General features: G+C 70.8%; 12 protein-coding genes. 7 read left to right on the forward strand and 5 right to left on the reverse strand.

The window, feature by feature from the left end:
* Positions 1-12 precede the first annotated feature (12 nt).
* Genes H149_RS0105755 through H149_RS0105770 form a run of 4 tightly spaced genes read right to left on the reverse strand, consistent with a single transcriptional unit; the run spans position 13 to position 3,270 of the window.
* A complete protein-coding gene (locus H149_RS0105755; protein WP_020648791.1) occupies positions 13-594 on the reverse strand; it encodes a rhomboid family intramembrane serine protease in 582 nt (193 codons plus the stop codon).
* Complete coding sequence (locus tag H149_RS24460; RefSeq protein ID WP_020648792.1) at positions 591-797, reverse strand: ribbon-helix-helix protein, CopG family; 207 nt, start codon at positions 795-797, stop codon at positions 591-593. The genes H149_RS0105755 and H149_RS24460 overlap by 4 nt, the downstream gene beginning before the upstream one ends.
* 56 nt (positions 798-853) lie before the next feature.
* Positions 854-1,147 carry a HoxN/HupN/NixA family nickel/cobalt transporter gene (locus H149_RS0105765; protein WP_020648793.1) on the reverse strand — a complete coding sequence of 98 codons (294 nt, stop codon included), beginning with the start codon at positions 1,145-1,147 and terminating at the stop codon, positions 854-856.
* A gap of 50 nt (positions 1,148-1,197) precedes the next feature.
* Positions 1,198-3,270, reverse strand: a complete 2,073-nt coding sequence (locus tag H149_RS0105770; RefSeq protein ID WP_051101802.1) for a TonB-dependent receptor — start codon at positions 3,268-3,270, stop codon at positions 1,198-1,200.
* 310 nt (positions 3,271-3,580) lie between these two features.
* Between H149_RS0105770 and H149_RS0105775 the strand changes: the two genes are divergently transcribed.
* The 5 genes from H149_RS0105775 to H149_RS0105795 all read left to right on the forward strand — a co-directional run bounded on the left by H149_RS0105775 (position 3,581) and on the right by H149_RS0105795 (position 8,112).
* Positions 3,581-3,790: a hypothetical protein gene (locus H149_RS0105775; RefSeq protein WP_020648795.1), complete on the forward strand. Its 210-nt coding sequence runs from the start codon at positions 3,581-3,583 to the stop codon at positions 3,788-3,790.
* A gap of 106 nt (positions 3,791-3,896) precedes the next feature.
* Positions 3,897-4,541 carry a BON domain-containing protein gene (locus tag H149_RS0105780; protein ID WP_020648796.1) on the forward strand — a complete coding sequence of 215 codons (645 nt, stop codon included), beginning with the start codon at positions 3,897-3,899 and terminating at the stop codon, positions 4,539-4,541.
* Positions 4,542-4,556: 15 nt separating this feature from the next.
* Positions 4,557-4,850, forward strand: coding sequence for a TraR/DksA C4-type zinc finger protein (locus H149_RS19915; protein WP_020648797.1), 294 nt, complete (start codon positions 4,557-4,559; stop codon positions 4,848-4,850).
* A gap of 14 nt (positions 4,851-4,864) precedes the next feature.
* On the forward strand, positions 4,865-7,498 hold the full coding sequence (mgtA, locus tag H149_RS19920) for a magnesium-translocating P-type ATPase (RefSeq protein WP_211213541.1): 2,634 nt from the start codon (positions 4,865-4,867) through the stop codon (positions 7,496-7,498).
* Positions 7,499-7,536: 38 nt separating this feature from the next.
* Positions 7,537-8,112, forward strand: a complete 576-nt coding sequence (locus H149_RS0105795; RefSeq protein ID WP_169518315.1) for a nitroreductase family protein — start codon at positions 7,537-7,539, stop codon at positions 8,110-8,112.
* 20 nt (positions 8,113-8,132) lie between these two features.
* On the opposite strand, the gene H149_RS0105800 is transcribed toward H149_RS0105795, so the two are convergent.
* Positions 8,133-8,594: an ion channel gene (locus H149_RS0105800; RefSeq protein WP_020648800.1), complete on the reverse strand. Its 462-nt coding sequence runs from the start codon at positions 8,592-8,594 to the stop codon at positions 8,133-8,135.
* Between the two features lie 109 nt (positions 8,595-8,703).
* On the opposite strand from H149_RS0105800, the gene glgP reads away from it, so the two are divergent.
* The gene (gene glgP / locus H149_RS0105805) at positions 8,704-11,193 is read left to right on the forward strand and encodes an alpha-glucan family phosphorylase (protein ID WP_211213542.1); all 2,490 of its coding nucleotides are present in this window, start codon (positions 8,704-8,706) and stop codon (positions 11,191-11,193) included.
* Between the two features lie 103 nt (positions 11,194-11,296).
* Positions 11,297-12,784, forward strand: coding sequence for a mannose-1-phosphate guanylyltransferase/mannose-6-phosphate isomerase (locus H149_RS0105810; RefSeq protein ID WP_051101810.1), 1,488 nt, complete (start codon positions 11,297-11,299; stop codon positions 12,782-12,784).
* Positions 12,785-12,798: the final 14 nt, after the last annotated feature.

Consider the following 12,798-nt stretch of genomic DNA (forward strand, 5'->3'; position numbering starts at 1 on the left):
CGCCACCCGCCCTCAGCGCCAGACCGAGCGCCGCCGCCAGCGCAGGCCGAGCACGAGCCCGCCGAGCAGGCCGCCGAGATGCGCGAAGTGCGCGACGCCGTTCATCGTGCCGGTGACCCCGGCGTAAAGCTCGAACAGCGCGTACAGCAACACGAACAGCGGCGCCGGCAGCGGCAGCGGCGGGAAGATCAGCAGGATCACGCGACGCGGAAAGAAGATCGCGAACGCGGTCAGCACGCCGAACAGGCCGCCGGACGCGCCGACCGTCGGCTGCGGATCGGCGCTGACCATGCCGAACGCCAGCTGCGTGAGGCTCGCCGTCAGCACGCTGGTCAGGAACAGCACGAGGAAACGGCCGCTGCCGGTCCGGTCCTCGACGTCGCGGCCGAACATCCACAGGCCGAACATGTTGGTGGCCAGATGCGCGACGCTGCCGTGCAGGAACGCGCAGCTGAGCAGCTGCCATGGCGCGAAGCCCTGCCCGGGCGGCCACAGCGCGAAGCTGCGCAGCAGCGGATCGCCGGCGACCATCTCCAGACCGAAGATGAGGATGTTGGCGACCAGCAGCGCGTAGGTGACGGGAGCCTTGTTCATGCGGTCATCGTTTCTCGGCGGCGGCCGCGCGGGCCGGGCGTGCTGGCGCCGCTGCGCAGCAGGCCGCGGACCGCTTCCGAACGGTTGCGGTAGCCGCGCCGCGCCATCAGTTCGTCGAAGGCATCGGCGAGCTTGGTTTCGAGGGAGATCGTGAAGCGTTCCATGACGGGGCTCGGGCGGTGCCGGTCGTCGCGGCGCACCATGGCGGCGGCGATCGTCGTGGCGCATTGTAGCCACGCCGGACCGCATCGCGTGCGCTTCAGCGCAGCGGCTCGCAGGCGGCAGCCTGCATCGCGCCGGTCTGCTTCCATAGTGCCGACGACAGACCCAGCCGAGCAGAAACAGGCCGGCGATCGCGTAGGCGCACGGTATCGTCGACGGCGGCGATGTGATCGGCGCCGAAACCGTGGCGCAGGCCGATCGCATAGGCCGCGAAGCCGAGGCCGACCAGCGGATAGCGCGCCGCATAGGCCAGATACAGGCCCCAGCCGAGCCCGTGCAGCAGCGCGATCACGCCGTAGTACGCGGCGAGTTCGCGGCGCTCGCCGCGCATCCGGCGTCGCCGCGTCGGTCCGGACCCGCCTGCGTGCATCGGCGTCGCGCCTAGAAGTACATCCGCAGCGAGGCGCGCAGCTGGCGCGGCTCGACCGGATGCAGGTGGATATCGTCGACGCCCTCGCTCTCGCCCGGCAGGCGCGAGGCGTAGTAGTAGGTGATGTCGGCGTCCTTGGCGTCGAGCGCGTTGTAGAGATCGAGCGCGACGCGCCAGACGCTGCGCTCGTAGTACGCGCCGAGATTGACGATGGTGGTCGGATCGGACTCGACCGAACCGTCCTCGATCAGCGGCGCCCGACCGAGATAGCGCAGCCGTGCGGTGCCCTTCAAGCTGTGGCCGAAGTCGATGACCGCACCGGCGCCGAGCACGGTCTTGACCGCGTTCGGCACCTCGTCCTCGCCCTTGGCCACGCCGCGGAAACGCGCGTCGGTATAAGCCGCCGACAGATCCAGTGTCAGCCAGGCCAGCGGCTGCCAGAAGCCGGCGAACTCAGTGCCGTAGCGGCGCGAGGCCGCATTCGGCTCGGTGGTGCCGCCGTCGCCCGAATAGACCAGCTCCGAACCCAGGTCGAGCCAGAAGCCGACCAGACTCAGGTTCAGCGAGCCGGTGCCGTAGCGCAGGCCAAGCTCGGCGCCGCGCGCGCGCACCAGCACGTCGACGCGCTCGGCGGCGGACGCCGGATCGCGCGGATCGACGCGGATCGACGCGCCGCGCACGTCGTTGGAATGAAAGCCCTCGCCGTAATTGGCGTACAGCTCGGTGTGCGCGCCGGTGCGCCAGGCCAGCGCCAGCTTCGGCGAGATCCTGCCGTCGGTGCCGCTGCCACTGTTGAGCGGCTGCGTGCGCGCGTCGACGTCGTAGTCGTAGAGATCGCCGCGCAGGCCGACGACGGCGCGCAGGTCCGGCGTCAGATGCGTCTCGAGCTCGGCGTAGGCGCCGACGCTGAGTTCGTTGACCGCGTCCTCGCGGACCGTGTCGATGCGCCGTCCGGCAACGGTCTGGTAGAGACCGACCTTGCCGATGTCGTCGTAGCGCAGCTCGCCGCCGGCGCGCAGCCGCGCCGGCCGGCCGGCGAGGTCCAGATCCCAGCCCTGCGCCAGCGCGCCGCCGTAGACCGAACGCTGGTCGCGCTGCTCGAACTCGTCGCCGTTGACCGGGTCTTCGAGCGCATAGGTGAAGTTCGAGATCAGGCTCAGCTCGTAATGCAGCGCGTAGAGGTTGAGCGCCGTGTCGCCGAACTGCATCTGGCTCGACAGCGCCAGGCGCGAGGTCTCGCCGCCGAGAGACGGATCGATATAGCCGTAGCGCGGGATCAGTCCCGAGCGCAGCGCGCGCAGCGGGACCTGGTCGGTCGAATCCCACTGGTTGTCGTAGGCGCTGAGCGCGAGGTTCCAGTAGCGCTCACCGTCCTGGCGGCTGTATTTGAGCAGACCGTTGTACTTGCGCAGGTGCTCGTCGAGCACCCAGGGACCGTCGACGCGCGCCGCCTCGGCACCGGCCAGCAGCGTGCCGCCGCCGAGCGCGAGACTGCCGGCGGCCAGACCGCGGTAGTGGCCGTACTCGCCGACCGTGGCCTCGGCGAAGCTGCGCGGCAGCGCGTCATAGGTCCTGAAGCGCGCGGTGCCGGCGGCGCTGAAGTCGCCGGCGTCGGCGAAGTACGGACCCTTGCGGTACTCGACCTTCTCGACCAGTTCGGGAATCAGGAAATTGAGATCGGTATAGCCCTGGCCGTGGCCGTGCGTGCGCAGATTGGCCGGCACGCCGTCGATGAAGCTCGCGAAGTCGGTGCCGTGGTCGAGATTGAAGCCGCGCAGGAAGTACTGGTTGGCCTTGCCCTCGCCGGAGTGCTGGGTCGCGATCATGCCGGGAATCACTTCGAGCAGTTCGCCGGCGCGCGAGATCGGTCGGTCCTGGAAGTCGGCGTAGCCGACCACGCCCTGCGAGCCGGACTGCGCCGTGCCGACGAGATCGAAGGCGCGGCCCCAGACCGTGATCTCGGCCGGCGGCACGTCGGCGGCAGCCGTGTCGGCCCGGGCCGGAACAACGCTGACCGCCCCCGCCGCCGCCAGCGCCAGTGCCACAGCGGTCGGGCGTGAAGGAAACGGGCGCTTGCGGTTCATCGTCGGCTCCTGAAACGGGCGGCAGGACTGTTATTCGATATTACGAATTCGTAATCGGTCTGATGACGGGTCGTATGCGCACTGGGCAAGGCACGCCGGATCGGCGATGCGCACCGCGGCCCGGCGCGACCCTCGTCGTAGCCGAGCATAGGGGGCGCGGCGCGGCGCCGGCCAATGCATGGCGGCGCGGCATCCATGCCTTGGGGTTATGCCGTGCCGACGCTGACGCCGGTCAAGGCCGCGTTCGGCGCGGCGCGCCATGCTGCCCGCCTATCGCCCGGACCCGGGCCGTCAGAGGAAGAGACGCGTCATGGATACGCCGCAAGCCCGCACGCCGTTGATCCTGCCCTGTCCGTATTGCGGCGCGGAGCTGCACATCGAGGAAGCCGACTGGCGCGACGGAGCCGGCGTGCACTGCGCCCACTGCAACAACGACGCGGTGCTGCAATGCGAGTGGATCGGCCACGGCAGCCACCCGCGCTGGGAGCTGGTCGAGGACGGCGACGCCGACGAACCGTAGCCCGGTCCTGGCAAGCCACACCGCGGTACGCACCATGACCTGAATCAAGGCACGGCGTGCAGGCACGCCGCATGCTGCACGCTGACCCGGACTCCCGGAGACCGCCATGCATCCGCCCGATCACGATCTGCAGCGCCGGATCACGGCGGCTCTCGCCCACGAAGTCACGCTCGACGTCGCCCATATCGGCGTCGCCGTGCGCCACGGCGTCGTGACCCTCAGCGGACACGTCGGCAGCGCCGCGCAGCGCAGTCTGGCCGAACGTCTGGCGCGCGAGGTGCCCGGCATCCGCGCCGTCGCCGAACATCTCGAGGTGCGCGCCGCCGACGTCGCCAAGACCGCCGACGACGAGATCGCCGACCGCGCGGTGCGCATCCTGTCCTGGGATCTCGGCCTGCCGCAGGGCTTCGTGCAGGTCACCGTCAGCCGCGGCGTGGTCGAACTCGACGGCGCCGTCGACAGCGAGTACGAGCGCCGTCAGGCCGAGCACGACATCCGCCAGCTGCACGGCGTGCGCGACGTCGTCAACCGCATCCGCCTGCGCGACTGGCGCGACATGCTCGCCGAAGCCACGGTCGGCGCCCCCATCGAGCACCGCCAGATGCGCGTCTACGCCGACGGCGACGGCACGGTCGTGCTCGAAGGCCGCGTGCGCACGCAGCAGGAGCGGCTCGATGCCGAAGCGGCGGTGCGCGCGGCGCCCGGCGTGCTGCGCGTGGAAAACCGCCTCATCGTCGAACCCCGGATCTGAAGCGAGGAAGCTGCCATGAACCCCGCCGAGCGCAACGAACGCCACCTGCAACTCGAATACCTGGCGGCGTTGCTGCGCCGGCGCCTGCAGCGCATGCACCAGAACGGCGCGACGCCGGCCGATCCGCAGTTCGCACGCATCGCCGCCGCGACCGACGCCAAGCTGCGCCAGGTCGAGCACGCCCTGCAGCTGCTCAACCGCGGCTGCGGCGACTGCTGCGAGGACTGCGGCCAGCCGCTGCCGGCGACGCGTCTGGCGCAGACGCCTCAGCTGACGCGGTGCGATGACTGCGCGACAGCCACGGCCTGAGCGGTCGCCCGCCCGTGAGCTCATGGCTGCGCTGGCGCGCCCTCGCTCCGTCCACTGAGCGGCCACCGCCGGCCGAGGCGCGCCTCGGCCCGTACTGGAGCTTCGATTCCGCCACCTTGCAGGCCCGCGTCGGCAGCGGCCCGCACGGACTGTCCGCCGACGAGGCGCAACGCCGCCTGCGCGAGCGGCCGCCGCTGCATGTCGCCCAGGTCCGCAGTTTCCCGGCGACCTTCGCCGCGCAGTTCCGCAGCCCGCTGCAGCTGATCCTGGTGCTCGGCGCCGCCGCCGCGCTGCTCGGCGCCGACTGGATCAACGCCGCGATCGTGATGGCGATCGCGCTGCTCAGCAGCCTGCTCGGCGCGATCGACGAGCACAAGGCCTCGCACGCCGTCGCCCGCCTGCAGCGCCGCGTCGCCGTGCGCGCCGCGGTGCTGCGCGATGGTGCCGTCATCGAAATTCCGGCCGACGCCGTGGTGCCCGGCGACGTCGTCCTGCTGTCGGCCGGAAGCCTGGTGCCGGGCGACGGCGTGCTGCTCGAATGCCAGGACCTGTTCGTCGGCGAGGCGGCGCTGACCGGCGAGACTTTCGCGGCCGAGAAATCGCTGGCGCCGGTGCCGGCGGCCAGCGCGCTGCCGGCGCGCCGCAACTGCGTGTTCGCCGGCACCTCGGTGCGCAGCGGCGTCGGCCGCGCGCTGATCGTCGCCACCGGCGCCGAGACCGAGTTCGGCCGCATCGCCCATACCCTGCAGCTGCGCGCGCCGGAGACCGATTTCGAGCGCGGCCTGCGCCATTTCGGCCAGCTGCTGATCCGCGTCATGATCCTGCTGATGCTGGCGGTGCTGGCGATCAACGCCCTGCACCACCGGCCGAGCTTCGACTCGCTGCTGTTCGCGATCGCGCTCGCCGTCGGCCTGTCGCCGGAACTGCTGCCGGCGATCGTCGCCATCACCCTCGCCCATGGCGCGCGGCGCATGGCGACGCGCGGCGTCATCGTCCGCCATCCGAACGCGATCGAGAACCTCGGCGCCATGGACGTGCTCTGCGTCGACAAGACCGGCACGCTGACGCGCGGCGTGGTGATGATCGACGCCGCGGTCGACGCCGAGGGCCACGACGACGAGCGCGTGCTGCAGCTGGCGCGCCTCAACGCGGCGCTGCAGGCCGGCCTGCGCAACCCGATCGACGAAGCGCTGCTGGCCGGCGCACCGCCGCCCGGGGATGTGCTCAAGCTCGACGAGATTCCGTACGACTTCGTGCGCAAGCGCCTCAGCGTGGTGATCCGCGAACGCCCCGGCGAGGCGCCGCTGCTGATCACCAAGGGCGCCGTGCCCGGCGTGCTCGCGGCCTGCACGCAGCTCGCGCTCGGCGCGGCTACCGTCGCGCTCGACGCGGCGCGGCGCGAAGCGCTGCAGCAGCGTTTCGAAGCCTGGGGCGCGCAGGGCTTTCGCGTGCTTGCGGTCGCGCAGCGCACGCTCGCCGAGCAGCCGCGTTACGGGCGCGAGGACGAGTCCGCGCTGGTCCTGCGCGGCTTCCTGCTGCTGTTCGATCCGCCGGAGCCCGGCATCGACGCGACGCTGCGCCGCCTCGCCGGACTCGGCGTGTCGGCCAAGCTGATCACCGGCGACAGCCTCGCCGTGGCGCGCCACGTCGCGCAGGCGGTCGGCCTCGATCCGGAGCGCGTCATCGGCGGCGCCGAGCTGGGCCAGACGCGCGACGAGGCGCTGTGGCAGCTGGCGCCGCGCACCAGCGTGTTCGCCGAGGTCGATCCCGGCCAGAAGGAGCGCATCATCCGCGCGCTGCAGCGCAGCGGCCACGTCGTCGGCTTCCTCGGCGACGGCATCAACGATGCGCCGGCGCTGTACGCCGCCGACGTCGGCATCTCGGTCGACACCGCCGCCGACGTCGCCCGCGAGGCGGCCGACTTCGTGATGCTCGAACACGGTCTCGACGTCGTCTGCGAGGGCATCGAGGAAGGCCGGCGCACCTTCGCCAATACCCTCAAGTACATCTTCGTCACGACCAGCGCCAACTTCGGCAACATGCTCAGCATGGCGGTGGCGACGACCTTCCTGCCGTTCCTGCCGCTGCTCGCCAAGCAGATCCTGCTCAACAATTTCTTGTCCGACATCCCGACGATGGGCCTAGCCGGCGACCGCGTCGACGACAGCTGGCAGCGCACGCCGCATCGCTGGGATCTGCGCCAGGTCAAGCGCGTGATGGTGCGCCTCGGCGTGCTCAGCACGCTGTTCGATCTGCTGACCTTCGCGGTGCTGCTCGGCATCGCGCATGGCGATCCGGAGCAGTTCCGCACCGCCTGGTTCATCGAGTCGCTGCTGACCGAGCTGCTAATCATCTTCGTGCTGCGCACGCGCGCGCCGTTCTACCGCAGCCGGCCGGCGCCGGCGCTGCTGTGGGGTTCGGTCGCGATCGCGGCGCTCGGCATCGGCCTGCCTTACGTGCCGCTGATCGCGCGCGGCTTCGGCTTCGAGCCGCTGCCGCCGGCGCTGCTGGCGACGATGGTGGTGATCTCGCTGTCGTTCGCGCTGGTCTCCGAGCGCCTGAAGCGCGTGCTCTACGAGCCGCCCGCCACGCCGCCGCCCTCGCATGACCTGGATCAATGGCCGACGCCCACGCCCGTGAAAAGCTAGCCGCCCCCCACGAGAACGGCAGAACCCGCATGGACGTGATGAAGGCGATTTACCACCGGCGCGCAGTCCGCCGCTACACCGGCCAGGAAGTGACGCGGGAGCTGATCGAAAACCTGATCGGTGATGCCGTGCAGGCGCCGAGTGCCTTCAATGTGCAGCCCTGGTCGTTCGCCGTGACGAGCGACGCCGCACTGCTGCGCCACATCGCCGCGCAGGTACGCCGCTATCTGGTCGAGACTGCCGATGCGGATTCGCAGCTGCTGCGCCTGATGCCCGAACTGCTCGACGAGAACTTCGACGTGTTCTACGGCGCACCGGCGCTGATCGTGATCTGCGCGACCGAGGACGGCGAATGGATCGCCGAGGAATGCGGCATGGCGGCGCAGAACCTGATGCTCGCCGCCTGCGTGCAAAAGCTCGGCACCTGCTGCGTCGGCCTGGCGCGCGACTGGCTCGAACAGCCGGAGAGCAAGCAGCTGCTCGGCATCCCGGCCGAGTACCGGCCGATGCTGCCGATCATCGTCGGCTATCCGTACGGCGAGCAGCGCGCGACGATGCCGCGCCGCGCGCCGGACATCCACTGGATGCCGTCGCGGGCCGCCGCCGGCGCCTGAGCGGCAGACCGGCGGCGACGTCAGACCCGCCAGTAGCGCTGCATTTCCAGATAGGTGAACGACGCCGACCAGGTCAGCAGCACGAAACCGGTCAATGCCTCGCTGCCGAGCACCAGGCGCAGCGGCCCGCGCGGCGCGAGATCACCGTAGCCGACCGTCGTGTAGGTGGTCGTCGACAGGTACACGGCATCGAGCAGACGCACCGGCTCGGTGCCGCCGATCGTGCCGAGCGCCGGGAAGTAGGTAAGCCCGTGAATGGCGAGGCCGAACAGCCAGATCTCGGCGATGTGCAGGCCGATGATGCAGAAGATCAGCAGCAGCACGCGCGAGCGTCCGGCCAGCCGCCAGCGTGGCGTCCAGGCATTGAGGCGCGCCAGGCCCTCGTAATGCATGCCGACCGCGGCCAGCACCAGCGCGACCGTGACCAGTACCGCGAGCCAGTGTTCGGGCGAGACGGCGGCGCTGAGAAGGTCGGGAGTCATGCGGTTCCGAAGCCGTTCGGCAAGAGGGTCCAGGTAGCGGCGCAGGCTATCCCGCGCGCTTGACGGTCATCAAGGCCGCGCGCCGCGCCAGGCCGTTATGCTGGCACGCATGATCGATCTGCCTGCCCCGCTGTCGGCGCTCGACGCGCTCGCCCGCGACCTGCACTGGACCTGGAACCACGCCGGCGACGCCATGTGGTCGGCGGTCGATCCCGAGCTGTGGCGCCGCACGCAGAATCCGTGGACCGTGCTGGCGAACCTGAGCGTCGAACGGGCCACGGCGCTGGCCGCGGACGCGGGCTTCCTGGCGATGCTCGCCGATGTCGTCGCCGAGCGTCGCCAGTATCTCGAATCGCCGGGCGCCTTCGCGCGCCGTGCCGACGCCGAACGCCTGAAGGGCATCGCCTTCTTCAGCATGGAATTCGGTCTCAGCGAGGCGCTGCCGATCTATGCCGGCGGCCTCGGCATCCTCGCCGGCGATTACCTGAAGGCGGCCAGCGACCTCGGCGTGCCGGCGGTCGGCATCGGGCTGCTCTACGCGCAGGGTTATCTGCGCCAGTCGATCGACCGCGAGCACCGCCAGCGCGAGTCCTATCCGTACAACGATCCCGCCAATCTGCCGCTGCAGCGCGTGCGCGGCGCCGACGGCTCGCCGCTGAGCCTGCCTCTGCCGCTGCCCGGCCGCATGCTGCGCGTGCGCGTCTGGGAGGCGCGCGTCGGCCGCACGCGCCTGTACCTGCTCGACAGCAACGATCCGGCCAACGGCGATACCGACCGCGGCATCACTTCGCGGCTGTACGGCGACGGCACCGAGACGCGCCTGCTGCAGCAGCTGATGCTCGGCATCTGCGGCTGGTCGCTGGTCGAGACGCTCGGCCTGCCGATCGACTTCTGCCACATCAACGAGGGCCATGCCGCGTTCGCGGTGCTGGAGCGCGCGCGCCGCTTCATGCGCCGCAACGGCACCAGCTTCCTCGACGCGCTGTGGGCGACGCGGCCGGCCAACCTGTTCACCACGCACACCGCAGTCGGCGCCGCGTTCGACGCCTTCGAGCCGTCGCTGTTGCAGCAGTACGCGTCGCTGGTCGAGCAGCAGTTCGGCGAGTCGGTCGAGACCCTGCTGGCGCTCGGCCAGCGCCGCCCGGGCGATCCGCAGTCGCCGTTCGAGCCGGCCTGTCTGGCGCTGCGCGGCTGCGGCAACGTCAACGCCGTCAGCCGGCTGCACGGCAGTGTCAGTCGCCGCCTGTTCGCCGAGCTGTATCCGCGCTGGCCGGTCGACGAAGTGCCGATCGGCCACGTCACCAACGGCGTGCACGTGCCGACCTGGGATTCGCGCTGGGCCGACGAGATGTGGACGCGGACCTGCGGCAAGCAGCGCTGGTCCGCCGGCATCGAGACGCTGTCCGTCGCGATCGCCGCGGTCGACGACGCCAGCCTGTGGTCGATGGCCGCGCAGCGGCGCAACGAGCTGGTCGAACGCGTGCGCACGCGACTCGCCGCGCATCTGACGCAGCGCGGCGCGGCGCCGGAACAGATCGCCGCGGCCGCCGACGTGCTCGACGCCAACGTGCTGACGATCGGCTTCGCGCGCCGCTTCACCGGCTACAAGCGGCCGGATCTGCTGCTCGGCGATCGCGACCGCCTGCGCCGCCTGTTGTGCGATCCGCAGCGGCCGGTGCAGCTGCTGATCGCCGGTCTCGCGCATCCCAACGACCTCGAAGCCAAGGACATGATCCGGCGCTGGGTCGACTTCGCCAACGAGCCGGCGATGCGCGGACGTGTCGTCTTTCTCGAGAACTACGATCTCGGCCTCGCCCAGCAACTGGTGCAGGGCGTCGATCTGTGGCTCAACACGCCGGTGCGCGGCCGCGAGGCTTGCGGCACCAGCGGCATGAAGGTGCTGGCCAACGGCGGACTCAACCTGTCGACGCTCGACGGCTGGTGGGACGAAGCCTATGCCGAGGACGCCGGCTGGGTGATCGGCGACCGCGTCGAGACGCGCGACGACGATGGCGATGCCGCCGCCCTCTACGCCGTGCTCGAGGAAGACGTGGTGCCGGCCTTCTACACCCGCGACGCCAGCGGCCTGCCGCGCGACTGGGTGCGGCGCATGCGTCACAGCATGGCGCTGCTGACGCCGCGCTACAGCAGCAACCGCATGCTGCTCGAATACGTCGAGGACTATTACCGGCCGGGCACCGAGCTGGCGCGCCGCCGCAGCGCCGACGGCGCCCGCCCCGCACAGGCGCTGCGCAGCTGGCACGAAGGCCTCGCGCACGCCTGGCCGCAGATCCACTTCGGCGAACCGCAGCTGCTCGGCGAGGGTCCGGCGCGGCGGCTGCGCGTCGCCGTCTATCTCGGCGACGTGGCGGCCGGCGACGTGCGCGTCGAGCTCTATGCCGACGCCGACCGCGGACACGCCGCCGAGCACATCGTGATGAGCCGCGGCGAAGCGGTGGTCGGCGCGCACAACGGCTATTTCTACGAGGCCGCACTGCCCGGCCCTCGCCCGGCGGCGCACTACACGCCGCGCGCCGTCGCCCAGCATGGCCAGGATCTGCTGCCGTCCGAGGTACGACTGATCGCCTGGCAGCGCTGACGGCGGCGTCGGCTGCCATCGGTGTGGTATCGAACAGTCGAGGCCGGTCGCGTCGCCGATGCTGACAACGGCCGGATCCGCGGCCGCCTGCAGGCAGACGTTCATGAAAAATCCGCCACGACTGAGCCGCACGGCGCGGACCAAGGCGATCGTGCCGGTCATCCTCTGCGGCGGCAGCGGCACGCGCCTGTGGCCGCTGTCGCGCGAGCAGCATCCGAAACAGTTCCTGCCGCTGCTCGGCGCACAGAGCCTGTTCCAGGACACCGTGCGGCGCACCACGCGCATCGACCACGCGCTCGGACCGGTGGTGGTCGGCGCCGCCGCGCAGCGCTTCATGCTCGCCGGGCAGCTGCACGAGGCGCAGGTCGACGATGCCGTGCTACTGCTCGAACCCGAAGCGCGCAACACCGCGCCGGCGATCGCCGCCGCCGCGCATTTCGTCGCCGAAGCCTTCGGGCCGGAGGCGCTGGTCTTCGTGATGGCCGCCGACCACGCGATCGCCGACACCGACGCCTTCGTGGCGGCGACCGCGGCGGCGGCCGCCGCCGCCGAGCAGGGCTACATCGTCACCTTCGGCATCAAGCCGACACGGCCGGAAACCGGCTACGGCTACGTCAAGGTGCGCGGCGGCGGCGGACCGGCCGGCGCGCAGGCGGTCGACGGCTTCGTCGAGAAGCCGACGCTCGAACGCGCCCGGCAGTTCATCGAACAGGGCGACCATTACTGGAACGGCGGCCTGTTCCTGTTCCGTGCCGGGCGCTTCCTCAGCGAGCTGCGCCGCTTCGATCCGGACACCCATCTGCGCACGCGCGAAGCGCTCGAGCGCGCGCGCCGTGACGGCGGCGCGATCAGCCTGGACGCCGAGGCCTGGCACGCCTGCCGCAACGAATCGGTCGACTATGCGGTGATGGAGAAGACCGATCGCCTGGCGCTGGTGCCGCTCGACGCCGGCTGGGACGACGTCGGCTCGTGGAGCTTCCTCGAACGCGTGCCGGCGACCGACGGCGACGACAACCACGCGCGCGGCGACGTCTTGCTCGAGGACGCGCACCGCAACCTTGTGCATGCGAGCGGCCGTCTGGTCGCCCTGGTCGGCGTCGACGATCACGTCGTCGTCGAGACCGGCGACGCGGTGCTGGTGATGGCCAAGGACCGCGTCCAGGACGTCCGCAAAGTCGTGCAGACGCTCAGGCAGCGCCGCCGCGCCGAGGCCGAGGTGCACCAGCGCGTCTACCGCCCGTGGGGCTACTACGAGACGATCGCCGGCGGCGAGCGCTTCCAGGTCAAGCGTATCTCGGTCAATCCGGGCGCGCAGCTGTCGCTGCAGATGCACTTTCACCGCGCCGAGCACTGGGTCGTGGTGAAAGGCACGGCGCGCGTCAGCTGCGGCGACAAGAGCTTCATCGTCGCCGAGGACCAGTCGACCTACATCCCGCTCGGCAACACGCACCGCCTCGAGAATCCCGGCAAGGTGCCGCTCGAGCTGATCGAGGTACAGACCGGCTGCTATCTCGGCGAGGACGACATCGTGCGCCTCAGCGACAGCTACGGCCGCGTCGAGCCGGTCGCGGCACCGACCGGCGGAGCCTGAAGCCGTGGCCGTCG

Origin of the sequence: Solimonas variicoloris DSM 15731, assembly GCF_000382285.1 — a bacterium.
Taxonomy (GTDB): Bacteria; Pseudomonadota; Gammaproteobacteria; order Nevskiales; family Nevskiaceae; genus Solimonas; species Solimonas variicoloris.

Coding starts and splice junctions, on each gene's coding strand:
- H149_RS0105775 (WP_020648795.1), top strand. CDS start 3,581: ATGGATACGCCGCAAGCCCGCACGCCGTTGATCCTGCCCTGTCCGTAT.
- H149_RS19915 (WP_020648797.1), top strand. CDS start 4,557: ATGAACCCCGCCGAGCGCAACGAACGCCACCTGCAACTCGAATACCTG.
- H149_RS0105770 (WP_051101802.1), bottom strand. CDS start 3,270: ATGAACCGCAAGCGCCCGTTTCCTTCACGCCCGACCGCTGTGGCACTG.
- H149_RS0105765 (WP_020648793.1), bottom strand. CDS start 1,147: ATGCGCGGCGAGCGCCGCGAACTCGCCGCGTACTACGGCGTGATCGCG.
- H149_RS0105755 (WP_020648791.1), bottom strand. CDS start 594: ATGAACAAGGCTCCCGTCACCTACGCGCTGCTGGTCGCCAACATCCTC.
- H149_RS0105800 (WP_020648800.1), bottom strand. CDS start 8,594: ATGACTCCCGACCTTCTCAGCGCCGCCGTCTCGCCCGAACACTGGCTC.
- H149_RS0105795 (WP_169518315.1), top strand. CDS start 7,537: ATGAAGGCGATTTACCACCGGCGCGCAGTCCGCCGCTACACCGGCCAG.
- H149_RS0105810 (WP_051101810.1), top strand. CDS start 11,297: ATGAAAAATCCGCCACGACTGAGCCGCACGGCGCGGACCAAGGCGATC.
- glgP (WP_211213542.1), top strand. CDS start 8,704: ATGATCGATCTGCCTGCCCCGCTGTCGGCGCTCGACGCGCTCGCCCGC.
- H149_RS24460 (WP_020648792.1), bottom strand. CDS start 797: ATGGTGCGCCGCGACGACCGGCACCGCCCGAGCCCCGTCATGGAACGC.
- H149_RS0105780 (WP_020648796.1), top strand. CDS start 3,897: ATGCATCCGCCCGATCACGATCTGCAGCGCCGGATCACGGCGGCTCTC.